Here is a 26,631-nt window from a genome sequence, read left to right as displayed (position 1 = left end):
AGGAGAGCGACATGGCGGGTGGCGAGATTGGGTGTGGTTCGTTTCAGGGCAGCGACAAGTCGGGGTCGGCCTTTGAGGCGGTGCTGGACGCGCTGCCGTTGCAGGCGCGGGACTGGGTCGAGGCGGCCAGGCAGCAACTGGACTCGGCTGACGTTGTGCTGCTGGAGGTTGATCATGCGCAGGGCTTGCTTCCCTTTTTGAAGGACTACCAAACACGCTTGATCGCCGATATCGGCCACGATGATTGGGAGCGGGCCGCGCGGGATGAAGCGGCGTCGTTTGATGATGTGGCTGCCAAGTGGGGCGCGGGCAAGGGCTGGCGACTTTATTGTGTACGGGATCTGGTGCGTGCTTGTGAGCAGTCGGCGGTGGAGCAGCAGCCTGTTTACATCGCGTTCAGCTAGGGCATCTGTGGCGGGGCACGGAGCAAAGAAAAATACACTTTTTGCTGCGCGGGGCGTCCAACCCTGAAACCGCCGTCAAGGCTTTCATCTCCAGGCAGCTGCTCTCAGCTAAGGACCGATCATGGTGACGTTGTTTATTTTTCTTCTGGCCTGCGGTGCTGCTGCGAGCACCGGCATTATCTTCAAACCGGGCGACTGGTACGCCACCCTGGTCAAACCCAGCTTCACCCCTCCCAACTGGCTGTTCCCGGTCGCCTGGACCATCATCTACCTGCTGCTGGCTTGGGCTGGCTATCGCTTGACCCTGATTCCCAGCAGCGAAATCGTGCTGGCTCTATGGGCCGCACAGATCGCCCTCAACACCCTGTGGACGCCCGTGTTCTTCGGTGCCCACCGGATTTTCGCCGGGATGGTGATCATCACGCTGCTGTGGCTGGTAGTGGCCGCCATGGTGCTGCTGACGGTGCGGCTGGATTTGATCACCGGGCTGATCCTGTTCCCGTACCTGGTGTGGCTCAGCGTTGCGGCTGCGTTGAATTTCTCCATCCTGCGCAATAACCGCTGAGCCTGGCGGCGTGGGCAGAGGGCGGAAACATCATTGCCATGATGCCCACGCACACTGGCCAAGGTGAACATCTCTTTTAGAGATAGAGGGAATATCGAATTGGAAACTCACACGCTGTGGCCTGCTGAAGAACATGAACTGGCGCAAATGCAGCGCTTTAACCAGAAGCTCGCCTGGATGCCGCGCTTTCGCATCCGCAACCGCGTGACGCCCCGGGTGATCCAGGCGCTGTTGCGCTCCAGTCAGATGGTGGCCGGCAACAAGTTGCTCAAGCATGGCCTGCAGGCTGAAAGCCGGCGGGTGGGCTCGGTGCCGGTGCGCATCATCCGGCCGAAGGGCAAGGCCAAAGGCGTGGTGCTGGATATCCATGGCGGCGGCTGGGTGATCGGCAATGCGCAGATGAATGACGACCTCAACGTGGCCATGGTGAATGCGTGCGAGGTGGCGGTGGTGTCGGTGGATTACCGGCTGGCGGTGAATACACCGGTCGAAGGGATTCTGGAAGACTGCCTGGCCACGGCGCGCTGGTTGCTCGGGGACTGTGAGGAGTTCGCCGGCCTGCCGGTGATCGTTGTCGGCGAGTCTGCCGGTGGGCATCTGGCGGCGGCCACGCTGCTGGCGCTGAAGCAATCGCCCGAATTGCTGGCGCGGGTGAGCGGGGCGGTGCTGTATTACGGCGTCTACGATTTGACCGGTACACCGAGCGTACGCACGGCGGGGCGGGAAACGCTGTTGCTGGACGGGCCGGGCATGGTGGAGGCGCTGCGTTTGCTGACGCCGGGCCTGAGTGACGAGCAGCGTCGGCAGCCGCCGTTGTCACCGTTGTATGGCGACCTTGCCGGGCTGCCGCCAGCGCTGATGTTTGTGGGGGAGCTGGACCCGTTGCTGGACGACACGCTGCAGATGGCCGAGCGATGGGCGGGGTCCGAGGTGTTTTTGTTACCGCAGGCGGCTCATGGGTTTATTCATTTTCCGACGGCGATGTCGGGCCGCGTGCTGGCTTACAGTCGCGAGTGGATAACGGGTCGTTTACGCTCGGTTGGTTGATATTGGATTTTTACAACAAGGCCACATGGAAAGATGAAAATAAGAAAGTCGTTCATCGCGTCGCTGGGGATTTTATCGCTGGTTCAAACGTCACTGTCCTTTGCGGACAACGCTAACGGGAAAAACATTTATCTGCAGCGATGCGCCATGTGCCACGGCGCGGATATCAAAGGCACGGGACCCTTGGCGAATAAAAGCAATCCGCCTACGCCTGACCTGACAACGGCTACTTTCAAAAAACGCTTGAGTGATTATCCGGGCGTTATCGTGTCGTCCGTCATTCTTCGTCCAAATGGCGACCTGATTCCCAGAACGTTGCGGGAGAACGGTGTGAAGTTGTCACCGTTCACCTGGAAAGTTCAGGACTTCCGCGACTTGAATCAGTACATGAGCGGAGTGATTTCAAAAAGCCGATGATGCTGCTCGTTCCCACGCTCTGCGTGGGAATGCATACCGTGACGCTCCGCGTCACCAACAGCGGGACGCAGAGCGTCCCTGGCGGCATTCCCACGCGGAGCGTGGGAACGATCAGTCAGCAACCGGTCAACGCTACCTGCGGACGCTCACCTGCAAAGAAGAACGGCCGCAACCGCACGCCCACGCTATTCCCGATAAACGCCGCCACCAACCACACCCAGCCATGCAGGCTGCCCGATGCAATCCCGCTGAAGTACGCGCCGATATTGCAGCCGTACGCCAGGCGCGAGCCGTAACCCAACAGCAACCCACCGATCACTGCGGCGAACAGCGAGCGTGCCGGAATTTTGAGGCTTGGAGCGAAACGCCCGGCCAATCCCGCAGCCAACAGCGCACCGAGGATGATGCCGACGTCCATCACACTGGTGACGTCTTCCCACACCGGCGCCGCCAGGGCCTTGGCATTGCCCGGCATTTGCCAGAACGCCCAGCTGCCTACGTCCACGCCCAACCCGCCAGCAACCTTGGCGCCCCACAGGGCGAACGCCGAAGTGATACCCCATGGCCGCCCGGCCAGTGCCAGGGTGGCGTAGTTGAGCAGGGCCAGGCCAATTGCGCCCCACACCAATGGCCATGGCCCGCGCAGGAAGCGGCGCAGGCCCTGGTGCTGGCTGGTGACGCCGGCTTCGAGTTGCCCGTGACGACCTTTTTCCAGGCGCACGGTGACTGCTGCGATGATGCTAAATACGGCCAGGCTCAGCAGCAAGGCCGGCACCACGCCGAAGCTTTTGACGATGGAAACCGCCGGGAACGAAGGCAGCGAGAACCACCAGTCGACGTGGTGAGTCGCGATCAACGAACCACAGATAAAGAAGAACAGCGTCACCAGCATGCGCGCGTTACCACCGCCCACGGTGAACAGGGTGCCGGACGCACAACCGCCGCCCAGCTGCATGCCGATGCCGAAGATGAATGCCCCGAACACCACCGAAACCCCGGCCGGCGCCACCAGCCCGACCACCGGTTGACCGAACAAAGTGCCGGCCCCCAGCGCGGGGAAGAACAGCACCACGGCAATCGCCAGCATCACCATCTGCGCACGCAAGCCCGCGCCACGCCGGTCGGTAATGAACACCCGCCAGGCCGAGGTGAAGCCGAAGGCAGCGTGGTACAGCGTCAGGCCCAGTGCGGCGCCGACCACCAGCAACAGCACCTGGCGCGAGCCGACGCTGTTTTGCAGGAAGACGGCGCCGAACAGCAGGATGGCAAACGCCAGCAATGGCGCGACCGGCTTGCGCGCTGGGGTTGTGGACAGGGAAAGGCTCATCGGGAATCTCGGGTGATGTGGGTTAAGGGCGAGGTGGCGAAGTATAAACCTCGCGCTCCGCCACTGGCGCCTTGAAAAGCAACGCCAGCGCCACGATCACCGACAGCGCCACGGCCACTGCGCCCGCCAGGTACACCGATGCCACTCCGGCCACGCCGGCCAAGGCGCCGATCACCGGGGTGCTGACCCCCAGCGAAATATCCAGGAACGCCACATACGCACCCATCGCCAGGCTGCGGGATTGGGGCGGCGCGCGCTTTATCGCCTCCACCCCAAAGCCGGGAAACGCCAGGGAGTAGCCGAAGCCGGTCAGCGCCGCGCCCAGGTAGGCGGTCAAGGCGCTGTCTGCGCCCCAGATCAACAGCTGCCCGGCGGCTTCGATTATCACGCACACCAGCGCGACCTTGGCACCGCCGATCTTGTCGGGCAGGTGCCCAAAGAAAATCCGCGCGCCGATAAACGCCAGACCAAAGGCGGTAAACGCCAATGACGCATTGCCCCAGGCCTTGGTGGCAAACAGCAGCGCGATAAACGCGGTAATCACGCCAAACCCGACGCTTGCAAAGGCCAGGCCCAACCCCGGTACCCACACCGAGCGCAGCACCTTGAAAAACGAGGTGCGCCGCTGGCTGGTCGGCGCAACGCCTTGCGCTCCGGCGACGATGGCCAGTGCCAGCAGCGGAATCACCATGGTCCCGACGGCGATCCCGCTGAAACCCCACTGGCTATTCACCGCCACTCCCAGGGGCGCCCCCAGGGCAAACGCGGCGTAGATTGCGATGCCGATCCAGGCCATGACCTTGCCGGTATTTTGCGGCCCCACCAACCCGACACCCCAGCCCATCGAGCCGGTCACGATCAGGCTTTCCCCCAGCGCCAGCACCACGCGCCCGGCGAGCAACACCCACACCGAGACCACCGGTGATGCCACAAACGCCAGGGACGCGAGGTAGATCAAGCCGGAGCTGGCCGCCACCAGCATGCCCACAAGCATGGCGCGCTTGGGGCCGCGCATATCGGCAAAATTGCCGGCCCAGGATCGCGACAACAATGCCCCGGCAAACTGCGCACCGATCACCACGCCCACCACCAGCGGGTCCATGCCCAAGGTGTTGTGCAGGTGCAGCGGCAGCACCGGCAGTTGCATGCCGATGATCAGGAACCCGACAAACACCGCCAGGGTGATGGGCAGTAATTTCAGTACCACTGGGCTTACCAATCCAGACATGAGTTGAATCCTCTGACGGGCATCAGCCCAGGCGAACGGAAAGCTCGACGTCGTCACCGATCGGCACCGACAGGTAGCCGTTTGCTGGCGAACGCACCCGGGCCAGGTAGTCGGGGCAGTAGTCGGTGTTGTCGGCGATGATCAGCGCGCCGGGCTTGAGGCGGCTTTCCACAAGGTTCAACACGTCGCCATACAGCGCCTTGGCGCCGTCAAGCAGCAGCAGGTCGACGCTGTCGGGCAGGCCGGTGGCCAGGGTAACCAGGGCATCGCCTTGGCGGATCTCCACAAGGTCGCTCACGCCGCCTTGCTCCAGGTGTTGCCGGGCGAGAGCGATCTTCGAGGGCTCGAACTCGCTGCTGATCAGCGTGCCGCCGCCGTTGTCCCGCAGGGCGGCCGCCAGGTGCAGGGTGGACAGGCCGAACGAAGTACCGAACTCGACGATGGCCTGCGCTTTGCTGCTGCGTGCGAGCATGTACAGCAGGGTGCCGGTGTCGCGGGAGACGGGCAACCACAGGTCTTTCAGCATTCCGTAGAGTGCCAGGTAGTCGGTCTTGCTGCGCATCAGGCGGTCGCGTTCTTCGTGGGTCACTGTGTTGATGACGGGGCTGGTGGCGGCATCGGCCTGTGTGTACAGCCGTTCAATCAGGGCCGCCATCGGGGCCGAGGTAAGCGTATTCATGGGGATGTCCTGCTGCAGGTTGAGCGCCGTGAGGCGCCGGGCTAGTATGCGAATGATTCGTCGCATTTAAAGTATGCGAACAATTCGTCACATTCGCTATTCGCATTCCAACGGCAGCAGGAACGCCCCATGACCGACCGCCAGACTTCGCAGATTTCCTCACGTAAAGAGCCCAAACAGGCGCGGTCCACCGAGTTGGTGTCGGCCATTCTGGAGGCGGCTATTCAGGTTTTGGCCAAGGAAGGCGCCAGCCGTTTCACCACCGCACGGGTCGCGGAAAAGGCCGGTGTCAGCGTGGGATCGGTGTACCAGTACTTTCCCAACAAGGCGGCCATCCTGTTTCGGCTGCAGACGGATGAGTGGCAGCAAACCTCGCAGATGCTCAGCCGCATTCTGCAGGACGTAAGCCAGCCGGCCCTTGAGCGGTTGCGGGCGTTGGTGCATGCGTTTATTCGTTCGGAATGTGAGGAGGCGCAGATGCGTGTCGCCCTGAGCGACGCTGCGCCGCTGTACCGTGATGCGCCCGAAGCCCATGAGGTTCGCGCAGAAGGGCAACAGATTTTCCAGGCGTTCATGCTGGAACTGCTGCCGCAGGTGCCTGAAGCCACCCGCGCCCTGGCCTGCGATTTGATCGCCACCACCTTCAGTTCAGTGGCAAAGGAATTCTCGGGAAGCCCGCGCACCGAGGCGCAAATAACCGCCTATGCGGACGCCATGGCGGATATGTTCGGTGCGTACGTGACGGTGCTGAACCAGACAACACGATGACCCGCAGGGCGGGCAATCGTTTGCAGCGCTTGCCTTAGCGGCGGTTCAGCCACACGGTCTGCGCGTTGCAGAATTCCCGCACACCGAAGTGCGACAACTCCCGCCCGAAGCCGCTCTTTTTCACACCACCAAACGAGACCCGGGGATCGGACACGCTGTAGGCGTTGATAAAGATCCCGCCGGTTTCCAGCTGGTTGGCGATGCTGCGTGCCTTCTGCGGGTCGGTGGTGAACACACTGGCGGTCAGGCCGAACTCACTGTCGTTGGCCAGGGTCACGGCGTGGTCCGCATCGCGGGCGGTGATGATGGAGGCGACCGGCCCGAACAGTTCCTGTTTGAACGAGGTCATCTGGTCGGTGACGTTGGCCAGCACGGTGGGTGCGTAATAGTTGCCCGCGCCTTCGACTTTGTTGCCGCCCAGCAGCAGGGTGGCGCCTTCGGCCAGGGTGGCCTGGACCTGGCCGTCGAGTTCGTCCCGCAGGTCGAAGCGGGCCATCGGCCCGATGTAGGTCTCGCTGGCGGTCGGGTCGCCCATCACCAGGTTGCGGCTGGCTTCGAGGAATTTGGCGGTGAAGGCTTCCACCACGCCTTCTTCGATGATCAGGCGCTTGGCGGCGGCGCACACCTGGCCGGAGTTCTGGAAACGGCCGATCAGGGCGGCTTGCACGGCTTCGTCGAGGTTGGCGTCGTTGAGCACGATGAACGGGTCGGAACCGCCCAGCTCCAGTACGCATTTTTTCAGCGCGGCCCCGGCCTGGGAACCGATGGCCATGCCGGCGCGCACGCTGCCGGTGAGGGTCACGGCGGCGATGCGCGGGTCGGCGATGGCTTTGGATACGCCGTCCTGGGTGACGTTGATCACTTCGAACAGGCCATCGGCAAAGCCGGCGCGCTGGAAGGCTTGTTTCATCAGGTACGCGCTGCCCATCACGTTAGGCGCGTGCTTGAGCACGTAGGTGTTGCCGCTGAGCATGGTTGGCACCGCACCGCGCAGCACTTGCCACACCGGGAAGTTCCACGGCATTACCGCGAGGATCGGGCCCAGTGGGCGGTATTCGATCTGGGCGGTGCCGTTGTCCACCAGGGTGGCTTCCGGGGCCAACATGGCTGGGCCGTGGGCCGCATACCACTCAGCGAGTTGCGCGCATTTTTCGATTTCGCCACGGGCCTGGGCGATGGGTTTGCCCATTTCCAGGGTGATCATCTGGGCCATTTCTTCGGCCTGGTCGCGCAGGGTGCTGGCCAGGGCCAGCAGTAATTCGGCGCGCTGGGCGACGGGGGTATTGCGCCCGTTGCGGAAGGCATTGATCGAGCGGGTCAGGGCGGCATCCAGCTGCGCCTCGGTTTCGTACGGGTAGCTGGCGACCGTTTCACCGTTGGCGGGGTTGATCGACAACGCGTGGGTCTGGGAGGAAATGGAGTTCATGGCACCGTCCTGCGCAGTGAATGGGATGGAGGCCAGCGTACGGGGCTGTATCTTTTTCGGAAACTGAATAATATTAAGCAATACGTTCACGTTTGGAGAATGACTTGGATCTGGTCCAGCTGGAAATTTTCAAAGCCGTTGCCGAGCAAGGCAGCATCAGCGCTGCCGCGCAATTGATCCATCGCGTGCCGTCGAACCTGACCACGCGGATCAAGCAATTGGAGCAGGACCTGGGCGTGGACTTGTTTATTCGCGAGAAGAGCCGATTGCGTTTGTCACCGGCCGGGTGGAATTTCCTCGGGTATGCGCGGCGCATTCTTGACCTGGTGCAAGAGGCCCGGGCGACGGTGGCGGGGGAGGAACCCCAGGGCGCGTTTGCGTTGGGCTCGCTGGAGAGTACGGCGGCGGTGCGCATCCCGGCGTTGCTCGCGGCGTATAACCAGAAGCACGCCAAGGTTGAGCTGGACCTGACCACCGGGCCGTCCGGCACGATGATCGAGGGTGTGTTGTCGGGGCGGCTGGCGGCGGCGTTTGTCGATGGGCCGGTGCTGCACGCGACGCTGGAGGGCGTGGCGGTGTTCGAGGAGGAGATGGTGGTGATTGCGCCGTTGCATCACGCGCCGATCACCCGGGGGCGGGATGTGAGCGGGGAGAGCATCTACACGTTTCGTTCGAACTGTTCGTACCGGCATCACTTCGAGCGCTGGTTTTCACAGGATGGCGCGGTGCCGGGGAAGATCTTCGAGATGGAGTCGTACCACGGGATGCTCGCGTGTGTGAGTGCCGGTGCCGGGTTGGCGCTGATGCCGCGGAGCATGCTGGAGAGCATGCCGGGGTTTACGGCGGTGAGTGTGTGGCCGCTGACCGATACGTTCCGGATTCTGAATACCTGGCTGATCTGGCGCCGGGGTACGGTGTCGCAGAGTCTGAACAGTTTTGTGCAGTTGCTGGAAGAGCGTGGCCTGGCCCTGGCATCGTAGCCGTAGCAGCTGTCGAGCCCCGGCGAGGCTGCGATGGCGTCGGCACAGTCGACATTTATGGTGCCTGACCCACCGCTATCGCGGCCTCGCTAAAGCTCGACGGCTCCCACATTTGGTCTTTGTCAGCCGCCAAATTGCAGGGGGACTGCTTGGATCGAGTTGAACCAGCCACACGAGCGCGGACTGAAGGCGGGAGTAGAYCCCCTGTGGGAGCTGTCGAGCTTCAGCGAGGCTGCGATGGCGTCGGCACAGTCGACATTGAGGGTGCCTGACCCACCGCTATCGCGGCCTCGCTAAAGCTCGACGGCTCCCACATTTGGTCTTTGTCAGCCGCCRAAYTGSAAGGTGCCCATGGCCAGCTTGGCCATCAGGGCGCCGGCGCCCAGTTGCACCAGCCATAAGGCCAAACCACCGAGGAATACGCCGAGCGCGACTTGCAGCACCAGGCTTTTCTGGCGCTTGGCGGGTGGTGGGCGCGGGGTGAAGTGGTCCAGTTCGTCGCGGTCGGCACGCAGGTCCAGGTCGTCGTTTCTCATAGGATACTCAAGGGGAAGGGACTGTCTTGCTGTCAGTCTAGGGGCAGCGGACTGAAAGCAGCGAATTTTTAGGGGCTGAACACCCGCTCTTGAAGGCAAACCACCCACCCTGTGGCGAGGGAGCTTGCTCCCGCTGGGCTGCGCAGCAGCCCCAGTTCAGGCACCCCATTCATTCATAAAGTTCACGGTGGCAGGTTTTGGGGCCGCTTCGCATCCCAGTGGGAGCAAGCTCCCTCGCCACAGGGGGCGCGGTTTTCAGAATGAAAAAGGGGAAGCCACCGGCTTCCCCTTTTTTTGCATCACAACAGGCTTACAGCACCTGAACGATGGCCTTGGTCACTGCATCAATGTTTTTCTGGTTCAACGCCGCCACACAGATACGGCCGGTATCCAGCGCGTAGATACCAAACTCGTTGCGCAGGCGTGTCACTTGTTCAACGCTCAGGCCGGAGTAGGAGAACATCCCGCGCTGGCGACCGACGAAGCTGAAGTCGTGGCCCGGAGCAGCCTTGGCGAGGTCAGCCACCATCTGCTCGCGCATGCCGCGAATGCGCAGGCGCATTTCCGCCAGTTCCGCTTCCCACTGGGCACGCAGCTCAGGGTTGTTCAGCACCGCTGCCACGATCGCCGCGCCGTGGGTCGGCGGGTTGGAGTAGTTGGTGCGGATCACGCGCTTGACCTGGGACAGGATGCGTGCGCTTTCTTCCTTGGAGTCGGTGACGATGGACAGGGCGCCCACGCGCTCGCCGTACAGCGAGAACGATTTGGAGAACGAGCTGGACACAAAGAAGGTCAGGCCCGACTCGGCGAACAGGCGCACCGCAGCGGCGTCTTCGTCGATGCCGTCGCCAAAGCCCTGGTAGGCCATGTCGAGGAACGGCACGAGGTTTTTCGCCTTGACCACGTCCAGCACTTGTTGCCAGTCGGCCGGGCTCAGGTCGACGCCGGTCGGGTTGTGGCAGCAGGCGTGCAGCACGACGATGGACTGTGGCGGCAGGGCGTTGAGGTCTTCCAGCAGGCCGGCGCGGTTTACGTCGTGGGTGGCGGCGTCGTAGTAACGATAGGTCTGCACCGGGAAGCCGGCTTTTTCGAACAGCGCCTGGTGGTTTTCCCAGCTCGGGTCGCTGATGGCGACGACGGCGTTGGGCAGCAGTTGCTTGAGGAAGTCAGCGCCGATTTTCAGGGCGCCGGTGCCGCCGACCGCTTGGGCGGTGATGACGCGGCCGGAGCTGATCAGCGGCGATTGCGCGCCGAACAGCAGCTTTTGCACGGCCTGGTCGTAGGCGACAATACCGTCGATCGGCAAGTAGCCACGGGCGGCGTGTTGCGCCACACGAATGGCTTCCGCTTCGGCAACGGCACGCAAGAGTGGAATCTTCCCCTCCTCGTTGCAGTAAACGCCCACGCCAAGGTTCACCTTGGTGGTTCGGGTATCGGCGTTGAATGCTTCGTTGAGGCCCAGGATTGGATCGCGTGGTGCCATTTCGACAGCGGAGAACAGGCTCATTTTTGCGGCAGCTCTATAGAGAGTGGAGGGACGTGTCGCGCTCCAGCCGAATGCACTAGAGCGGTGCACAAACGGGGAGCTAGTATAGAGGCCATCACTGCTCACGGCGACAGCCGAAACGGCTTTTCGGCCAAGTTTTTCGGTTTATTTACCGACCGTTAGTCTTATTGCAACATGGGTGACCAACGGCATGTAGGACGATTGCCTTGAAACCCGTCACATTCGCCTCCACTTCTACAGCTATCATGGTTTTTTCCTGCAACCTGCGCCGAACAGTCGCGGGTCGCGGTCTTTTTCGTCCCCGTTGCTTTTTCCGGCCTCGGGGTGACTCAAGAGGTACGTTATGTCGGATTTCCAGCTAGTCACCCGCTTCGAGCCCGCCGGCGATCAACCGGAAGCCATCCGCCTGATGGTCGAAGGCATTGAGGCCGGCCTCGCGCACCAGACCTTGCTCGGGGTGACCGGCTCCGGCAAGACTTTCAGCATCGCCAACGTGATCGCCCAGGTGAACCGCCCGACCCTGGTGCTGGCGCCGAACAAGACCCTGGCCGCGCAGTTGTATGGCGAGTTCAAGGCGTTCTTCCCGAACAACGCGGTGGAGTACTTCGTTTCCTACTACGATTACTACCAGCCGGAAGCCTACGTACCGTCGTCCGACACCTTTATCGAGAAAGACGCCTCGATCAACGACCACATCGAGCAGATGCGGCTCTCGGCGACCAAGGCGCTGCTGGAACGCAAAGACGCGATCATCGTCACCACGGTGTCGTGCATCTACGGCCTGGGCAGCCCGGAAACCTATTTGAAGATGGTGCTGCACGTCGACCGCGGCGACAAACTCGACCAGCGCGAACTGTTGCGTCGCCTGACGAGCCTGCAATACACCCGCAACGACATAGACTTCGCCCGGGCGAGCTTCCGCGTGCGCGGCGATGTGATCGACATCTACCCGGCGGAATCCGACCTGGAAGCGATCCGCATCGAGCTGTTCGACGATGAAGTCGAGAGCCTGTCGGCCTTCGACCCGTTGACCGGCGAAGTGATCCGCAAGCTGCCGCGCTTCACCTTCTACCCGAAAAGCCACTACGTGACCCCGCGCGAAACCCTGATGGGCGCCATCGAGGGCATCAAGGCTGAGCTGGTGGAGCGCCTGGAATACCTGCGCTCCAACAACAAGCTGGTGGAAGCCCAGCGCCTGGAACAGCGCACCCGCTTCGACCTGGAGATGATCCTCGAACTGGGCTACTGCAACGGCATCGAAAACTACTCGCGCTACCTCTCGGGCCGCGAGTCCGGGCAGGCGCCACCTACCTTGTTCGATTACCTGCCGGACGATGCCTTGCTGGTGATCGACGAGTCCCACGTCAGCGTGCCGCAGGTGGGCGCGATGTACAAAGGTGACCGTTCCCGTAAAGAGACCCTGGTGGAATACGGCTTCCGCCTGCCATCGGCGCTGGATAACCGGCCGATGCGTTTTGACGAGTTCGAAGGCATCAGCCCGCAGACGATTTTTGTCTCGGCCACGCCGGGTAACTACGAGGCCGAACATGCCGGGCGTGTGATTGAGCAACTGGTGCGCCCGACGGGCCTGGTGGACCCGCAAATCGAAATCCGCCCGGCGCTGACCCAGGTGGATGACTTGCTCTCGGAAATCACCAAGCGCGTTGCCCTGGAAGAGCGGGTGCTGGTCACCACGCTGACCAAGCGCATGTCCGAAGACTTGACCGATTACCTGGCCGACCACGGCGTGCGCGTGCGCTATTTGCACTCGGACATCGACACCGTGGAGCGCGTGGAAATCATCCGCGACCTGCGCCTGGGCGCCTTCGATGTGCTGGTGGGGATCAACCTGCTGCGTGAAGGCCTGGATATGCCGGAAGTGTCCCTGGTGGCGATTCTGGATGCGGACAAGGAAGGCTTCCTGCGTTCCGAGCGCTCGTTGATCCAGACCATTGGCCGGGCGGCGCGCAACCTGAATGGCCGGGCGATTCTGTATGCGGACCGGATTACCGGTTCCATGGAACGGGCGATTGGCGAGACCGAGCGTCGTCGCGACAAGCAGATTGCCTACAACCTTGAGCATGGCATCACGCCGAAGGGTGTGTTCAAGGACGTGGCCGACATCATGGAAGGCGCAACGGTGCCGGGTTCGCGCAGCAAGAAGCGCAAGGGTATGGCCAAGGCTGCGGAGGAGAATGCCAAGTACGAAGCGGAATTGCGTTCGCCGAGCGAGATCACCAAGCGTATTCGCCAGCTGGAAGAGAAGATGTACCAGTTGGCGCGGGATCTGGAGTTTGAAGCGGCGGCGCAGATGCGTGATGAGATCGGCAAGTTGCGGGAGCGGTTGCTGGCGGTCTGATGATCGTTCCCACGCTCTGCGTGGGAAAGCAGCCCGGGACGCTCTGCGTCCCAAGAGCGGACGCGGAGCGTCCAGTGAGGCATTCCCACGCAGAGCGTGGGAACGATCTTCAAGCTCTTTGTGGCGAGGGAGCTTGCTCCCGCTGGAGTGCGAAGCGCTCCCAGAATTTTGGGGCCGCTTCGCAGCCCAGCGGGAGCAAGCTCCCTCGCCACAACAAGCTCCCTCGCCACAGGTTATTTCAGTGAGCTTCCCCAGCCTTAAGCCCCGCCGGCAACGCCTTGGTCAACAAGATCGCCACCATGCTGATCCCCAACGCCAACCCTACAAAATGGAACGCATCGTTGTAAGCCATGATCTGCGCCTGCTGATGCGCTATCTCACTCAACTTGCCCAACGCCGCCGTCTCACTCCCAAACGTCTCCGTCAGCCTGGCCATGCGCTCTGCCACCTGTGGATTGGTCGGCACAATCGCCTCACGCAGGTAATCAAAGTAGGTCTTGGTGCGCGCATCCAGCAGCGTCGCCAGCAACGCAATCCCGATCGCCCCGCCCAGGTTTCGCAAAATATTGAACAGGCTCGACGCCGACCCCGCGTCCTTCTGCATGATGTATGCCGTGGCAATCAACGAAATTGTCACCATGATCAACGGCTGCCCCAACGCACGGATGATCTGGATGCGGTTGAACTGGTCGCCGGCAAAGTCCGGGTTCAGCACCCCCGATGAAAAACTCGCCAACCCGAACAGCCCGAACCCCAGGGTGCACAGCCACTTGGGCGACACGTACTTCATCAGCTTGGGCACCAGCGGAATCAAAAACAGCTGCGGAACCCCCATCCACATGATCACTTCGCCGATTTGCAGGGCGTTGTAGTTCTGGATCTGCGCCAGGTACAGCGGCAGCAGATAAATCGAGCCATACAACCCCACGCCCATCCCCAGGCTCGAAATGCTCGATAGCCCGAAATTACGATTGCCGAGGATGCGCAGGTTGATCAGCGGGTTGGGCTTGGACATCTGCACTATCACAAAGGTGATCAGGCTGAGCAGGGCGACAGTGCCCAAGCTGACAATCAGGCTGGATTCCAGCCAGTCCTTGCGATGGCCTTCTTCCAGAAACACCTGCAAACACCCAAGGCCCACGGCCATGGTGACAATGCCAAGATAGTCGGTGCTTTTGAGCAGGTCCCAGTTGGAGTCCTTTTTCTCCAGGCCGTACAGCAGCCCGGCGATCATGATCAGGCCCGGTGGGATGTTGATGTAGAAGATGTATTCCCAACCCCAGTTTTCCGTGAGCCAGCCGCCAATGGTCGGGCCGATGGACGGGGCGAAGGTGGCGGTCATGGCGAACATGGCCATGCCTTTGGCGCGGTGATGTTCGGGCAGCTTGATCAGCGTGAGGGTGAACGCCAGGGGGATCAGCGCGCCGCCGGTAAAACCCTGCAAGGCGCGGAATACGATCATGCTTTCCAGGCTCCAGGCCATGGAGCACATCAGCGAGGCGATCAGGAACCCGCCCGAGACCCACACCGCCAGCCGACGCGCCGACAGCAGCTGCACCAGCCAGGCGGTGAGGGGGATCATGATGATTTCGGCCACAAGGTAGGAGGTGGAAATCCACGAACCTTCTTCCAGGGTGGCCGACAGCGCGCCCTGGATGTCCTTGAGGGAGGAGTTGGTGATCTGGATGTCGAGCACCGCCATGAAGGCGCCGAGCATCACGCTCATGACCGCGATCCAGTCGCGCCGGCTCGGTTCGCCTACCGGCGGCAGCAGTTGATCACCGGCCATCGTGCGGGTCTTGGATGTTCACTTTGACCGTCACCGACATGCCCGGGCGGATTTTGCCCTGCAGCGGGTTGTCGGTGGCGAAGGTCAGTTTGACCGGAATCCGTTGTACGACTTTGGTGAAGTTGCCCGTGGCATTGTCCGGCGGCAGCAGGCTGAATTGCGCGCCGGAAGCGCCGAACAGGTTGGCCACGCGGCCTTCGATTGGAGTATCGCTGTAGGCGTCGAATGTCAGCTCGGCTTTTTGCCCAGGCTGCATATGGCCGATCTGGGTTTCCTTGAAGTTGGCCTGCACCCAGATGTCCTGGTCCGGGACGATCGACAGCAGGTAGGCGCCGGCCTGTACGTATTGACCGTTGCGCGCGGCACGCTGGCCGATCAGGCCGCTGATGGGCGCGTGGATTTCGCTGCGGGTCAGGTTCAGTTCGGCCTGGGCCAGGTCAGTCCTGGCGTTGGCGATCATCGCGTCGAGGCGCTTGATCTCGGCGTTCAGGGCGTTGACCTGCTGGCGCTGGCCCTGCAGGTCGGCCTGGGCCATGGTCACCTGGGAGCGGGCGATGTGGTTGTCGGCGTCGAGGGTGGTGACCCGTTCTTCGGAGACATAGCCGGGTTTGCGCAGGGTTTGTGCGCGGTTCAGGTCGATCTGCGAGCGGCCGAGGGTGGCCTGGCTGGACGAGACCTTGGCTGCACCGGCGGCGATCAGGCTGGCTTGCTGGGTCAGTTTGCTCTGGGCCTGCACGCGCTCGGCTTCGCGCATGGCCAGGGCGGCGTTGGCGCGGTCGACGGCGAGGTGGAAGTCGTCGCCTTCGAGCTTGACCAGCAGTTGGCCTTTTTCCACGTGCTCGTTGTCGCCCACCAGCACCTCGACGATGCGCGCACCCAGTTGGCTGGAGACCCGGGTGATCTCGCCCTGGACGTAGGCGTTGTCGGTGCTTTCATAAAAACGGCCCTTGAAGAACCACTGGGCGAAAAAGCCCCCGGCGATCAGGACCACGATAAACAGGAAGATAAACAGGCGGCGTTTGAGCGGGGCAGGCATGGCAATAATGTCGTCGACAAAAGGTAATGGAATATAGCCAGCGAACGGTCTGGCAAATAGCCATGTCGAGACTTGAGACCGGAGCTTGTCTCATATGCCCTTTGTTCGCCTCCCCACGCTGGAGCCCAAGGGCTTGGGGCTGTTACCATTCGCCCCTTGTTTCATTTTCAGTTTTATCGCCAATTCGAGACCCGCCATGACCACCGTCCGCACGCGCATCGCGCCATCGCCTACTGGGGATCCCCACGTAGGTACTGCTTACATCGCCTTGTTCAACTACTGCTTTGCCAAGCAGCATGGCGGTGAATTCATCCTGCGGATCGAAGACACCGATCAACTGCGCTCCACGCGCGAGTCGGAACAGCAGATTTTCGATGCCCTGCGCTGGTTGGGCATTACCTGGGCTGAAGGCCCGGACGTCGGCGGCCCCCACGGCCCGTATCGCCAGAGCGAGCGCAGCGACATCTACAAGCAGTACACCCAGCAACTGGTCGACATGGGCCACGCCTTCCCGTGCTTCTGCACCGCCGAAGAGCTGGACCAGATGCGTGCCGAGCAACAGGCCCGTGGTGAAACCCCGCGCTATGACGGCCGCGCACTGCTGCTGTCGAAGGAAGAAGTGGCCCGGCGCCTGGCTGCCGGCGAACCGCACGTTATCCGCATGAAGGTGCCGAGCGAAGGCGTGTGCGTGGTGCCGGACATGTTGCGCGGTGACGTCGAGATCCCGTGGGACCGCATGGACATGCAAGTGCTGATGAAGACCGACGGCCTGCCGACGTACTTCCTGGCCAACGTGGTGGACGACCACTTGATGGGCATCACCCACGTACTGCGTGGCGAAGAGTGGCTGCCATCGGCGCCGAAACTGATCCTGCTGTACGAGTACTTCGGCTGGGAACAACCGCAGCTGTGCTACATGCCGCTGCTGCGTAACCCGGACAAGAGCAAGCTGTCCAAGCGCAAGAACCCGACCTCGGTGACCTTCTACGAGCGCATGGGCTTCATGCCCGAAGCGATGCTCAACTACCTGGGCCGCATGGGCTGGTCGATGCCGGACGAGCGCGAGAAGTTCTCGTTGCAGGAAATGGTCGATAACTTCGACCTGTCCCGTGTGTCCCTGGGTGGGCCGATCTTCGACATCGAGAAGCTGTCGTGGCTCAACGGCCAGTGGCTGCGTGACCTGCCGGTGGAAGAGTTCGCCAGCCGCGTGCAGCAGTGGGCGTTGAACCCCGAGTACATGATGAAGATCGCGCCGCTGGTGCAGGGCAGGGTGGAGACCTTCAGCCAGGTCGCACCGTTGGCGAGTTTCTTCTTTGCCGGTGGCGTGAACCCGGACGTGAAGCTGTTTGAGTCGAAGAAACTCTCGGGTGACCAGGTTCGCCAGTTAATGCAGTTGATCCTGTGGAAGCTCGAAAGCCTGCGCCAGTGGGAGAAGGATGCGATTACCGCGACTATCCAGGCGGTGGTTGAATCCCTGGAATTGAAATTGCGCGATGCGATGCCGCTGATGTTTGCCGCGATCACCGGGCAGGCGAGTTCGGTGTCGGTGCTCGATGCGATGGAAATTCTGGGCCCGGACCTGACTCGCTTCCGTCTGCGCCAAGCCCTTGATTTGCTTGGTGGTGTGTCGAAGAAAGAAAACAAGGAATGGGAAAAGCTGCTGGGCGCTATCGCTTAAGCACGCCGTTGTAACGGCCAAACCCCGGTTTTCCGGGGTTTGCTCGGTAAGTGATTGTTATCTCGGCAAAAAATTTTGAAAATTGTTGAAAATAAATTTGACACGTTTCGAATACGCCATTAAGATTCGCCCCGTCCTCACCGATGAGGGGCTATAGCTCAGCTGGGAGAGCGCTTGCATGGCATGCAAGAGGTCAACGGTTCGATCCCGTTTAGCTCCACCAATTTACAGGTTCAAGGTCYGGCCACACCGTCCTTGAATTCGATCAGWCTCAGCCTGATCACGTTGTAYAGAAGGTTTGTGTCCCCTTCGTCTAGTGGCCTAGGACACCGCCCTTTCACGGCGGTAACAGGGGTTCGAGTCCCCTAGGGGACGCCACGATTACCCGCTCTGCGGGATTTTTAAGGGTCATTCAATTATTGAATGGCCCTTTTGTTTGTCTGGCGTTTAGCCAATCCTCCTTCCTTTTTCCCTGAATGTTCTTCTGACCAATGGTCATGCCTGTGGCTTGCGAAATATTATTATGGTAATAATATTCGAAGCATGAGATTCGGAGGCAACGATGAACGATAAAAAAGCGCAAACCCGCGAACGCATTCTGCAAGCTGCCGGCGCCGCCCTGGTACAACGCGGCCCGGCCGAGCCGAGTGTGGGCGAAGTCATGGGCGCGGCGGGGCTTACCGTCGGCGGTTTCTACGCGCACTTTGAAAGCAAGGACGCACTGATGCTGGAGGCCTTCACCGAGTTGCTGGCCCGGCGTCGCGCCGCCGTCGATGACATGGACTCCTCGCTGACCGGTGAAGAGCGTCGCGCGCTGGTCGCAGCGTTCTACCTGTCGCGTAAACACCGTGACTCCACCAGCCAGGCGTGCCCGATCCCGTCCACCGTGGGCGAAATGAGCCGCCTGCCGGATGAGTTCCGTCAGGCCTTGAACGAACACTGCGAACTGATGGCGGCACAGCTGGCCGCCAGACCGGAAGACACCGACAAGGCCCTGGCCGACATGGCACTGATGATCGGTGGCTTGTCGCTGGCCCGCGCCCTGGGCCCGGGTGAGTTATCGGATCGTGTATTGCGTGCGGCCAAGTCCGCAGTGCGTTAAGAACGGCTTCTGGCCTGAGGGATGAGCGATGGGCACGTTGAAATGGATTCGTGGCGTCAATGGCACCTTGGGCCGGCTGGCGCCGCAAACGGTGGCTAGCAAGATGCGTCGGGTGTTCATGACGCCTCGCGATTTGCCGCCCCGTGATTGGGAGCTGCCGCTGCTGGCGCAGTCCGAGCGCATCACTTTGCGTTTCGGCCTGTCGGCGCTGAAGTGGGGCCAGGGCCCTGCGGTGCTGTTGATGCACGGCTGGGAAGGGCGCCCGACGCAATTCGCCAGCCTGATCAGCGCATTGGTGGACGCGGGTTATTCGGTGGTTGCGCTGGACGGCCCGGCCCACGGGCGTTCGCCGGGGCGCGAAGCCCATGTGCTGCTGTTTGCCCGCGCCATGCTGGAAGCGGCTGCCGAACTGCCACCGCTGCATGCGGTTGTCGGTCACTCCATGGGTGGGGCCAGCGCGATGTTGGCGGTGCAGTTGGGCTTGCGCACCAAGGCGTTGGTCAGCATCGCCGCACCCTCGCGGTTTCTCGACGTACTGCGCGGCTTTGCCGGCATGGTCGGTTTGCCGGCGCGAGCGCGTTCGGCGTTTATCCAGGAGGTCGAGCTGACGATGGGCATGCCCCTCAAGCACCTCGATGTCGCCCACTATCAAATGAATATCCCGGGCCTGATCGTGCATGCCGAAGACGATACCTTCGTCTCGGTCAAGGCTTGCCAGGTCATCCATGACGCCTGGTTCGACAGCCGCCTGCTGCGCCTGGAGCAGGGCGGGCACCAGAAAGTGCTGGCGGATCCGCGTGTGATCGAGGGCGTGCTGGCGCTGCTGGCCGGCCGCCACATGCCGGAGCGCCAAACCGCCTGAGCCATGGGTTACACTGCTCGCCGCCGACATTAATCGACCGGGAGCACCCCATGGGCTGGGATTTGGCAACGCCGTTTATCATTGATCTGCAGGTCGGTGCCGACGACATCGACGGTCTGGGGCACGCCAACAACGCCGTTTACGTGTCCTGGCTCGAACGCTGCGCCTGGCGCCATTCCCAGCGCTTGGGGTTGGACCTTAGCGAGTACCGCAGGCTGGATCGCGCGATGGCCGTGGTGCGTCATGAGATCGATTACCTCGCCGCCGGTTACGAAGGCGATGAGCTGCAGTTGGCGACCTGGATCGTCGACTGGGACCAGCGCCTGAAAATGACCCGACGCTTCCAGCTGGTACGCCCGCGTGATGGCGCTACCTTGCTGCGAGCGCAAACCACCTTTGTCTGCATCGAACTGTCCAGCGGCAAGCCCAAGCGCATGCCGTCGGAATTTCTTGAGGGTTATGGCCCTGCGCTGCAAGGCGAATTACCTGCCAGCGTCTGAAACCAGTAAACTGCGCCACGTTTTTCGTTGAGTGTTTTCCATGCAAATTGCTTTGGCGCCCATGGAGGGGTTGGTCGACAACATCCTGCGGGACGTGCTGACCCGGGTCGGTGGTATTGATTGGTGCGTGACCGAGTTCATCCGGGTCAACGACCGCCTGCTGACGCCTGCCTATTTCCACAAACTCGCCCCTGAGTTGCTGCACGGTGCCAAGACCGCTGCCGGCGTGCCGCTGCGTGTGCAGTTACTCGGTTCAGACCCGGTGTGTTTGGCGGAAAACGCCGCCCTGGCGTGTGAGCTGGGCTCTCAGGTGGTTGACCTCAACTTCGGTTGCCCGGCCAAGACCGTGAACAAGTCCCGTGGCGGTGCGGTGCTGCTCAAGGAGCCGGAGCTGCTTAACCAGATCGTCGAACACGTACGGCGTGCGGTGCCGGCACATATTCCCGTCACGGCCAAGATGCGCCTGGGCTTCGACAGCCCCGACGGTGCCCTGGTGTGCGCCACGGCCCTGGCCGAAGGCGGCGCAGCGCATATCGTGGTGCATGCCCGCACCAAGGCTGACGGCTACAAACCTCCGGCGCACTGGGAGTGGATCCCGCGTGTGCAAGAGGTGGTCAAGGTGCCAGTGTTCGCCAACGGTGATATCTGGAGCGTTGAAGACTGGCGGCGGTGTCGCGAAATCAGTGGTGTCGAAGACATCATGCTCGGTCGCGGCCTGGTGGCTCGTCCCGACCTGGCCCGGCAGATTGCTGCCGCGCGGGCCGGGGAAGAGGTGGTCGAGATGACTTGGGCGCAGATGCAACCCATGCTCCAGGAATTCTGGCGGCAATCCGTTGAGCAATTGACCGAGCGCCAGGCGCCGGGACGCTTGAAGCAATGGCTGGCGATGCTGACCCGCAACTATCCCGAAGCAGTTGAACTATTTACGCTGATGCGGCGGGAAACCGACCTGGAGCAGGTAGGACGATTGTTAGGGGTGCCTGATTCGGTTGCGCTGCAAAATTGAGTACATATATATAAGCGTTTCAATTCAGTAGGAAAGGGTGCCGTGGGCGCCCTTTTTTTTGCTTGAAATAAGGCCACGGATCGTTAACAGCGAGTGTTTGTGGGCACGTGACTAGAGCTTTTTGATTGCTTTATATATGTGAGCAAGTTTCTTGTTTGCTACAGAGTCTTGCGGTGTCAGCGGCGCATATTTTTTAAGTTTTTTTAGTTGGAGTATGAGGGGCGCGCGCAATAACACAGATATGAATGACTGGCGTGGGTGAGTGATTTCATCAATTTGCCTTAACGGCTGACTGTTGCCTGATATATCCATTTTGCCCACGGCGACCACCGGGTAAGCATGATGTTTTACGGAAAGTCCATAGGATAAAGTCTCTATTTTCATTTGATTTCCTTATGTGAAGGCCGATTTTCGGAACCCGATGCTCGCAACACCCACGAAAGTAGGGAGTGTGCAGCACTCGGGTTTGTTTCCAGTCCAGAACCTGGACGGTCTGTTTGCAGACCGCTGAAGGAGTTTTGGCAATCACTGAATAAGGATTTGTTTATGTCTAATTTGTCGGTCAATAATTTCCCTCGCTTGACTAATGACTTCAATCAGCAGAATGCAGACCTGCCAAAGTCTGTCGACAAGAGCGCCGGCGAAATCCGGGCGAATACGCCCGGCACAGTATTGAAAAACAATCCCGCCGTAGTGACGGATGGAACCGTCACCTTCAACAAGGATGCACTCGAGAAGTTGTTCGAGTTGTTTGAATATGCATTCAAGGCCATACGGAACATGCTGTCCGGACAGGGCGGGATGCCCAAGTTGGTACCCGATGCTGGCCCGCTGCCTAAACCCGAAAAGAGTAGCGATACTCCGGTGAAGGATAAGGCGGACAGTAAATCGAATGTGCCGGACACTGCGGCCAAGGACAAGGCGGGGACTGACTCGCAAGTGCCGAACACTGTAGCCAAGGACAAAGCCGAGACCAACTCGCCGGCATTGAACACTGCACTCAAGGACAAGTCCGGGACCAACCCTGAGGTGTCAGTACAGAAAGACAAGCCAGCAAACAATCCAGCGGTCCCGAGTTCCGAGGTTAAGGTAACGCCTAAACCCCTGCCAGAGCCCCGCAGGCCAGACCCCGCATCGGGCAAGGACGTGCAGCCGAACGCCCGGAGCAGTTCCGACGTGAACGTCACGGTCCAAGTGATGAACTGCCATTGCCCTCACCCGGATGCAACGAAGCCGGTCCCGCCTAAGCCCGATGCACCGGTCCCGCCGAAGCCRGACGTGCCRGTTCCGCCKAAGCCCGATGCACCGGTCCCGCCGAAGCCRGACGTGCCRGTYCCGCCKAAGCCCGATGCACCGGTCCCGCCGAAGCCCGATGCACCGGTTCCGCCGAAGCCCGATGCGCCGGTTCCGCCGAAGCCGGACGTGCCAGTCCCACCGAAGCCCGATGCACCGGTCCCGCCGAAGCCAGACGCTCCGGTCCCACCGAAGCCGGATGCGCCTAAACCAGATGCTCCGAAGCCGGATAAGCCGGAGCCGGACATCACTTCGCCAGGGCCGTCTGAGGATTTCTTTGAGTTCGAAACCAGCGGCAGGCGTCGAGCGTTCGACAACGACTGGCGGTTTAATCCCGGCCGCCGGATAAGCAGGTAAGTCGGCCACTTCCTCAGTTTTTTTCAACAAGGCGCTCCCGATAAAAAACGTCGGGGTGCCCTTGATGAAGGATGGTTATATGTCTTGTTCAGAAATCAATAATGCGGGCGCGGTCAGAAACTATTATCAACATTCGCAAACCGGCAACACACCAGGACGATCGGTTCCCGTGCAGCCGGTATTCGTTAATAACCAAGTCCTCTCATCGTTCGGTGATAACGATCAAAGTACCGTTGGGAACACAGCCAGCGACACCCCGCTGTTAGCAAAGCTCCTCGAACTGTTCACCCAGTTTTTTACACAGTTGCAAGGCCTGCTGGCGGGCAAGGAACTGGCGAATACAGTTGCGACCAAGGTAACGCCTGCGCCCCCGCCGGCAGTGCTGCCCAAGCCGGATGCACCCCTGCCGGATCCAACACCGCAGCCGCTTCCTGATCTGTCCGATAAGCGCAACGGCGCCAAGCCGGCAAATATATGGAACGGTTTTCGCCAGGGCCCTGACGGTAATTGCGTGACCATTTCGGCGATCAAGGCGGCGATGGCGAAGTTCGGTCAAAGCCCGACCGATATCTTCAAGTCTGTTCAAGCCAAGGGTGATGGCTATCACATTGTCATGCGTGACGGGTACGCGCTGGATTTGAGCAAGGATGAATTGGCCCAGGCCAGGCGTGGCTCGAAGTTTGTCCCGATGCGCGATCCCGGCATGCTCAAGGATGCGCACTTTCTATTTGCCGTCAGCGCCAAGCGAGCGATGCTGGAAAACAATGACGGGACTGCAGGCAGGAGCTTTCAATCCGCGATAAACAGCCTCAACGACGGTGAGGACGAAACGGGGCCCGGGGAAGGCTTCAAGCGTCTGGGCTTGCGCCAGCATATGAAAGAAGTTCCGGTCAGTGCGTTTGCTGATAAATCATTGATCGGTATGGTCAACAGGAGCAGGCACTCTGTAGCAGTGGTTGATGGGTGTGAGGAGATGTATGGGACTAAAGCGGGAAGACCGCGGTTTGGACGGGCTATTGCATTGGTTGGCTAACGGGCCGTCCATAAAACAATAAGAAGATGATTGTTGCTGCGCAACACGTTAAATCTATAACTAGATCTTGTTGAACTTATTATCTGACTGAGTGCAGTTCATCGCGTGCAGAAAATACTGTATGCCGTGTTCATGCACTTTCTTTTTATGCCTGAACGCAACGTGCAGGTGGCAGCGTTTACCACGGGCTATTGTGTGTTCGCCCTTTAAAGGAGTGCTCCATGATTACGATGAATACGGGTTATGCAATGAGTACGGCGGTCCATCATCCTGCGCGTGTATACGGGGGTGAAAATAAATCCGTCGACAGTGTAAGTACTTTGAATTCTACCGAGCGACAGTTCGGTGAGCATTTTGATACGAGCAGCCATTCTGCTGTTATCCAGATGATGATATCGACCTTCGGTCCTGCGCGCGCTGATCTATTTGATGAAGTAAAGCGCGTTGGCTCGGGGTATGACGTTACGCTGAAAGACGGGTATAAGTTGCATGTTTCCGATCATGAAGTGCATGGCACTGCCTCAGCGTCGAGATTTGTCGGTGGTGATGCCAATACAGTGGAAAACGCGAATTTCGCATTGGCTGTCTTCATCAAGCGCAAACAATTGTCCAGCTCCGACAGCCGTATCAGCAGCAGCTTTAACGCGGCCTTGACCACGTCCTTACAGGGTGAGACTGCATCGAACCTGCTCAAGGGCATGGGCATGGGCCGGTTTATGCAGCAGATCCCTTCGGAGCAACTCGTCGGCAGGAACTCCGTCGGCGTCATGGAGGCGCATAACTTCGGTGCCGCGTTGATTCGGGATGGGGTGGCGCATCGGTTTGACCGTCAATATCGCCCCGACCGTCCCTACGTCTACGTGCTGGACAAGGAGGGGCAAACGGCTAAGCCGGTCAAGCGAGATGTGCCGGTTGCTCCGGTCGATGTTCCCCACGTCGATACGCCGTCCACCCGGCGTGGCCGCAAGCCCGTTGACATTCTCAGCGGATTTAACGCGGCCGAGCGAGGATTCGGTGAGGTTGTTGATGGCAGCAGCCATGCCTGCGTCATAAAAATGATGATGATGAGGTTTGGTCCAGACGCCACGGATATGTTCGAGAAAGTCACCCCGGCGGGAGACGGTTATGACATCACGATGAAGGACGGTTTCGAACTGCATTTTTCCCTGCAAGAGTTGCAGCAAGCGACCACGGCCTCGCGTTTCGCTGGGAACAACCCCGACGCGGTGAAGCAGGCCAACTTCATGCTGGCGGCGTACACGAAGCGCAAGCAGATGACCCGCGGTGACCAGGACCCTGGGGCATCGTTTGAAAAGGTTTTATCGAACACGCTCAAAGGCGATACGGAATACCGCGTGTTGAAGGGCTTGGGCATGACTGGCTTCTTGCGCATCGTGCCACCCGCCAAGATGCAGGAGCAGGGCGCGGTCGGGGTGGTCAGTACTTTTGGCTATTCGAGTGCCTTGGTACTGGATGGCCTGCAGCACAGCAATGGTGACAAGCCATCGATCGTCAAATCTTATGGCTACATGCTCGCCGAGGAGGTACCGGACGGAGTGCCCGTTGGTTCAAGCTCGCGGCCCCTGCCTATTTCCAATGTGCCGGTCGGGGTCAAGCCTGGGGATATCTGGCGTGGATTCTATCAAGGCGTCGAGGGGAACTGTGTCACGGTATCGGCGATCAAGGCGGCGATGATGAAGTATGGGCAAAGTCCCCGGGGCATCTATAAAAACATCACCGAGACCCGCGACGGTTACACCGTGACGATGCGCGATTCCAGCAAGGTCAGCTTGACCCATGCAGAACTGAAAACAGCCCGGGAACACTCGAATTTCAAAGGCACCGACGCCGGCCTGCTCAAGGATGCGAATTTCCTGTACGCCGTCAGCGCCAAGCGGGCGCAAATGGAGAACCACGAGTTTCGTGCCGGCGAGAGCTTTGAAGCGGCGATGAGTACGCTCAATGATGGCGAGACCCCCGGTGATGCACTGCGGCGTCTGGGTTTGTTCGCCTTTACCCGAAGCAGCAGCGTCCAGGCGCTGGCAGATGGTGCAACCGGCACGTTGGCGAACTTCATGCATTCTGTTGTCGTCGTTGATGGGGCTTTTGATGATTACGGGTATAAACACCCACTGAAATCATCAAGCTGGATGGATGAAGAGGGCACCGCGCTAACGCTGGTTTAGGTTCAAAGGTGCAAAGTTTGAGAAACACAGGCCACGAGATCTCGTGGTCTTTTTTCTGCGCGCAGAAAAGACAAGTCCGATGGTGGCCGGCTGCATATGCCTTGCAATCTGTGTCCGCATACGTAGTTGGCCTCGGCTACTCTCATCGACTCTTGGAACCTCCTGGTCATGGATGAAATTCAACAGCATTGGCTGTATGCCCTGTCTGCTCCCATGGTGTCCATCAACCCTGGCGCCGGTTATCTCGAGCCGGCTTTCCATGCGGGTCCTTCCCCTATTGATCTCGACGGCAGCTGGGGAAACAATGATCGCGACCAGTTGTTCGGCATGTTGTCCCTGGCGGACAACGGCCATGCACGTCACCTCAACGAGGCCTACCATCAATGGGTGACGGTAGGGGAGACGGCCAAACAATGCGGCAACCATCCGTTGCACCGCAGGCATACGCGTCGCGCCGCCTAGCAGCGCCGGGGAGTGCTTTGCATCCTGCATGGTAGGTGTGCCCGAAAATGGAAAGCACTTGAACCTACAGGCTCAAAAAGCAGC

General features: G+C 60.5%; 25 protein-coding genes and 2 tRNA genes. 18 read left to right on the top strand and 9 right to left on the bottom strand.

Going from position 1 to position 26,631, the window contains the following annotated elements; all coding sequences use genetic code 11:
* Nucleotides 1-11 precede the first annotated feature (11 nt).
* The 4 genes from A462_RS04015 (at nt 12) to A462_RS04030 (ending at nt 2,433) form a co-directional block, all read left to right on the top strand.
* The gene (locus A462_RS04015; RefSeq protein ID WP_008438809.1) at nt 12-404 is read left to right on the top strand and encodes a hypothetical protein; all 393 of its coding nucleotides are present in this window, start codon (nt 12-14) and stop codon (nt 402-404) included.
* A gap of 124 nt (nt 405-528) precedes the next feature.
* Nucleotides 529-969, top strand: a complete 441-nt coding sequence (gene tspO / locus A462_RS04020) for a tryptophan-rich sensory protein TspO (protein WP_008438802.1) — start codon at nt 529-531, stop codon at nt 967-969.
* Nucleotides 970-1,116: 147 nt separating this feature from the next.
* Entirely contained in the window at nt 1,117-2,016 is a 900-nt protein-coding gene (locus A462_RS04025; protein WP_050550331.1) for an alpha/beta hydrolase, read from the top strand.
* A 33-nt stretch (nt 2,017-2,049) separates the two neighbouring features.
* Entirely contained in the window at nt 2,050-2,433 is a 384-nt protein-coding gene (locus A462_RS04030) for a c-type cytochrome (RefSeq protein WP_008438795.1), read from the top strand.
* A gap of 115 nt (nt 2,434-2,548) precedes the next feature.
* Here the strand turns inward: A462_RS04030 and A462_RS04035 are convergent, their stop codons facing one another.
* From A462_RS04035 to A462_RS04045, 3 genes are read right to left on the bottom strand one after another with little or no spacing between them, the layout of a single operon-like run.
* The gene (locus A462_RS04035; protein ID WP_008438794.1) at nt 2,549-3,760 is read right to left on the bottom strand and encodes a YeeE/YedE family protein; all 1,212 of its coding nucleotides are present in this window, start codon (nt 3,758-3,760) and stop codon (nt 2,549-2,551) included.
* 22 nt (nt 3,761-3,782) lie between these two features.
* The gene (locus tag A462_RS04040) at nt 3,783-4,988 is read right to left on the bottom strand and encodes an arabinose transporter (RefSeq protein WP_008438793.1); all 1,206 of its coding nucleotides are present in this window, start codon (nt 4,986-4,988) and stop codon (nt 3,783-3,785) included.
* Nucleotides 4,989-5,010: 22 nt separating this feature from the next.
* Nucleotides 5,011-5,667 carry an O-methyltransferase gene (locus tag A462_RS04045; RefSeq protein ID WP_008438792.1) on the bottom strand — a complete coding sequence of 219 codons (657 nt, stop codon included), beginning with the start codon at nt 5,665-5,667 and terminating at the stop codon, nt 5,011-5,013.
* Between the two features lie 129 nt (nt 5,668-5,796).
* On the opposite strand from A462_RS04045, the gene A462_RS04050 reads away from it, so the two are divergent.
* Nucleotides 5,797-6,435, top strand: coding sequence for a TetR family transcriptional regulator (locus tag A462_RS04050; RefSeq protein WP_008438791.1), 639 nt, complete (start codon nt 5,797-5,799; stop codon nt 6,433-6,435).
* Between the two features lie 34 nt (nt 6,436-6,469).
* Here the strand turns inward: A462_RS04050 and A462_RS04055 are convergent, their stop codons facing one another.
* Complete coding sequence (locus tag A462_RS04055; protein WP_008438790.1) at nt 6,470-7,861, bottom strand: aldehyde dehydrogenase family protein; 1,392 nt, start codon at nt 7,859-7,861, stop codon at nt 6,470-6,472.
* 104 nt (nt 7,862-7,965) lie between these two features.
* Between A462_RS04055 and ptrR the strand changes: the two genes are divergently transcribed.
* A complete protein-coding gene (gene ptrR / locus A462_RS04060; protein WP_003214475.1) occupies nt 7,966-8,841 on the top strand; it encodes a putrescine utilization regulator PtrR in 876 nt (291 codons plus the stop codon).
* A gap of 326 nt (nt 8,842-9,167) precedes the next feature.
* Here ptrR and A462_RS04065 read toward each other — a convergent pair whose 3' ends face one another.
* Nucleotides 9,168-9,377 (bottom strand): hypothetical protein, encoded by a 210-nt coding sequence (locus A462_RS04065; RefSeq protein WP_008438778.1) that lies wholly within the window; start codon nt 9,375-9,377, stop codon nt 9,168-9,170.
* Nucleotides 9,378-9,687: 310 nt separating this feature from the next.
* Nucleotides 9,688-10,884, bottom strand: a complete 1,197-nt coding sequence (locus A462_RS04070) for an amino acid aminotransferase (RefSeq protein ID WP_008438775.1) — start codon at nt 10,882-10,884, stop codon at nt 9,688-9,690.
* Nucleotides 10,885-11,227: 343 nt separating this feature from the next.
* Between A462_RS04070 and uvrB the strand changes: the two genes are divergently transcribed.
* Complete coding sequence (gene uvrB / locus A462_RS04075; protein ID WP_008438773.1) at nt 11,228-13,243, top strand: excinuclease ABC subunit UvrB; 2,016 nt, start codon at nt 11,228-11,230, stop codon at nt 13,241-13,243.
* 238 nt (nt 13,244-13,481) lie between these two features.
* Here uvrB and A462_RS04080 read toward each other — a convergent pair whose 3' ends face one another.
* Both A462_RS04080 and A462_RS04085 read right to left on the bottom strand, forming a co-directional pair.
* Nucleotides 13,482-15,032 (bottom strand): MDR family MFS transporter, encoded by a 1,551-nt coding sequence (locus tag A462_RS04080; protein WP_008438772.1) that lies wholly within the window; start codon nt 15,030-15,032, stop codon nt 13,482-13,484.
* A complete protein-coding gene (locus A462_RS04085) occupies nt 15,022-16,068 on the bottom strand; it encodes an HlyD family secretion protein (protein ID WP_008438770.1) in 1,047 nt (348 codons plus the stop codon). Before A462_RS04085 ends, A462_RS04080 begins: the two co-directional genes overlap by 11 nt.
* Nucleotides 16,069-16,264: 196 nt before the next feature.
* Here A462_RS04085 and gltX point away from each other — a divergent pair, with 196 nt between their 5' ends.
* From gltX to A462_RS04120, 7 genes are all read left to right on the top strand, one after another.
* Entirely contained in the window at nt 16,265-17,746 is a 1,482-nt protein-coding gene (gene gltX, locus A462_RS04090; protein ID WP_003214464.1) for a glutamate--tRNA ligase, read from the top strand.
* Nucleotides 17,747-17,893: 147 nt separating this feature from the next.
* Nucleotides 17,894-17,969 (top strand) — tRNA-Ala (locus tag A462_RS04095).
* Between the two features lie 79 nt (nt 17,970-18,048).
* Nucleotides 18,049-18,124, top strand: a tRNA-Glu gene (locus A462_RS04100).
* A 184-nt stretch (nt 18,125-18,308) separates the two neighbouring features.
* Nucleotides 18,309-18,848: a TetR/AcrR family transcriptional regulator gene (locus tag A462_RS04105; RefSeq protein ID WP_008438769.1), complete on the top strand. Its 540-nt coding sequence runs from the start codon at nt 18,309-18,311 to the stop codon at nt 18,846-18,848.
* A gap of 28 nt (nt 18,849-18,876) precedes the next feature.
* Nucleotides 18,877-19,710: an alpha/beta hydrolase gene (locus A462_RS04110; protein ID WP_008438768.1), complete on the top strand. Its 834-nt coding sequence runs from the start codon at nt 18,877-18,879 to the stop codon at nt 19,708-19,710.
* A gap of 50 nt (nt 19,711-19,760) precedes the next feature.
* On the top strand, nt 19,761-20,210 hold the full coding sequence (locus A462_RS04115; protein WP_003214456.1) for an acyl-CoA thioesterase: 450 nt from the start codon (nt 19,761-19,763) through the stop codon (nt 20,208-20,210).
* Between the two features lie 40 nt (nt 20,211-20,250).
* A complete protein-coding gene (locus A462_RS04120) occupies nt 20,251-21,216 on the top strand; it encodes a tRNA dihydrouridine synthase (protein WP_003214454.1) in 966 nt (321 codons plus the stop codon).
* Between the two features lie 111 nt (nt 21,217-21,327).
* On the opposite strand, the gene A462_RS04125 is transcribed toward A462_RS04120, so the two are convergent.
* The gene (locus A462_RS04125) at nt 21,328-21,600 is read right to left on the bottom strand and encodes a hypothetical protein (protein ID WP_008438767.1); all 273 of its coding nucleotides are present in this window, start codon (nt 21,598-21,600) and stop codon (nt 21,328-21,330) included.
* 162 nt (nt 21,601-21,762) lie between these two features.
* Here A462_RS04125 and A462_RS32950 point away from each other — a divergent pair, with 162 nt between their 5' ends.
* From A462_RS32950 to A462_RS34110, 4 genes are all read left to right on the top strand, one after another.
* Nucleotides 21,763-22,866 carry a hypothetical protein gene (locus tag A462_RS32950; RefSeq protein WP_008438766.1) on the top strand — a complete coding sequence of 368 codons (1,104 nt, stop codon included), beginning with the start codon at nt 21,763-21,765 and terminating at the stop codon, nt 22,864-22,866.
* Between the two features lie 64 nt (nt 22,867-22,930).
* Entirely contained in the window at nt 22,931-23,899 is a 969-nt protein-coding gene (locus A462_RS04130) for a hypothetical protein (RefSeq protein ID WP_238544271.1), read from the top strand.
* Between the two features lie 221 nt (nt 23,900-24,120).
* Nucleotides 24,121-26,085, top strand: a complete 1,965-nt coding sequence (locus A462_RS04135; RefSeq protein WP_008438764.1) for a hypothetical protein — start codon at nt 24,121-24,123, stop codon at nt 26,083-26,085.
* Between the two features lie 168 nt (nt 26,086-26,253).
* A complete protein-coding gene (locus tag A462_RS34110) occupies nt 26,254-26,547 on the top strand; it encodes a hypothetical protein (RefSeq protein ID WP_008438763.1) in 294 nt (97 codons plus the stop codon).
* The last annotated feature ends 84 nt before the right edge of the window (nt 26,548-26,631 follow it).

It is taken from the genome of Pseudomonas sp. Ag1, assembly GCF_000278565.1.
Lineage (GTDB): Bacteria > Pseudomonadota > Gammaproteobacteria > Pseudomonadales > Pseudomonadaceae > Aquipseudomonas.
This window is presented reverse-complemented; position numbering and strand designations above follow the sequence as displayed.

Coding starts and splice junctions, on each gene's coding strand:
- A462_RS04050 (WP_008438791.1), top strand. CDS start 5,797: ATGACCGACCGCCAGACTTCGCAGATTTCCTCACGTAAAGAGCCCAAA.
- A462_RS04045 (WP_008438792.1), bottom strand. CDS start 5,667: ATGAATACGCTTACCTCGGCCCCGATGGCGGCCCTGATTGAACGGCTG.
- A462_RS04115 (WP_003214456.1), top strand. CDS start 19,761: ATGGGCTGGGATTTGGCAACGCCGTTTATCATTGATCTGCAGGTCGGT.
- A462_RS04080 (WP_008438772.1), bottom strand. CDS start 15,032: ATGGCCGGTGATCAACTGCTGCCGCCGGTAGGCGAACCGAGCCGGCGC.
- A462_RS04125 (WP_008438767.1), bottom strand. CDS start 21,600: ATGAAAATAGAGACTTTATCCTATGGACTTTCCGTAAAACATCATGCT.
- A462_RS04035 (WP_008438794.1), bottom strand. CDS start 3,760: ATGAGCCTTTCCCTGTCCACAACCCCAGCGCGCAAGCCGGTCGCGCCA.
- A462_RS04130 (WP_238544271.1), top strand. CDS start 22,931: ATGAAGGATGGTTATATGTCTTGTTCAGAAATCAATAATGCGGGCGCG.
- gltX (WP_003214464.1), top strand. CDS start 16,265: ATGACCACCGTCCGCACGCGCATCGCGCCATCGCCTACTGGGGATCCC.
- A462_RS04055 (WP_008438790.1), bottom strand. CDS start 7,861: ATGAACTCCATTTCCTCCCAGACCCACGCGTTGTCGATCAACCCCGCC.
- A462_RS04110 (WP_008438768.1), top strand. CDS start 18,877: ATGGGCACGTTGAAATGGATTCGTGGCGTCAATGGCACCTTGGGCCGG.
- A462_RS04040 (WP_008438793.1), bottom strand. CDS start 4,988: ATGTCTGGATTGGTAAGCCCAGTGGTACTGAAATTACTGCCCATCACC.
- A462_RS04070 (WP_008438775.1), bottom strand. CDS start 10,884: ATGAGCCTGTTCTCCGCTGTCGAAATGGCACCACGCGATCCAATCCTG.
- A462_RS04135 (WP_008438764.1), top strand. CDS start 24,121: ATGATTACGATGAATACGGGTTATGCAATGAGTACGGCGGTCCATCAT.
- uvrB (WP_008438773.1), top strand. CDS start 11,228: ATGTCGGATTTCCAGCTAGTCACCCGCTTCGAGCCCGCCGGCGATCAA.
- A462_RS04015 (WP_008438809.1), top strand. CDS start 12: ATGGCGGGTGGCGAGATTGGGTGTGGTTCGTTTCAGGGCAGCGACAAG.
- A462_RS04120 (WP_003214454.1), top strand. CDS start 20,251: ATGCAAATTGCTTTGGCGCCCATGGAGGGGTTGGTCGACAACATCCTG.
- A462_RS04030 (WP_008438795.1), top strand. CDS start 2,050: ATGAAAATAAGAAAGTCGTTCATCGCGTCGCTGGGGATTTTATCGCTG.
- A462_RS34110 (WP_008438763.1), top strand. CDS start 26,254: ATGGATGAAATTCAACAGCATTGGCTGTATGCCCTGTCTGCTCCCATG.
- A462_RS04025 (WP_050550331.1), top strand. CDS start 1,117: ATGCAGCGCTTTAACCAGAAGCTCGCCTGGATGCCGCGCTTTCGCATC.
- A462_RS04105 (WP_008438769.1), top strand. CDS start 18,309: ATGAACGATAAAAAAGCGCAAACCCGCGAACGCATTCTGCAAGCTGCC.
- A462_RS04085 (WP_008438770.1), bottom strand. CDS start 16,068: ATGCCTGCCCCGCTCAAACGCCGCCTGTTTATCTTCCTGTTTATCGTG.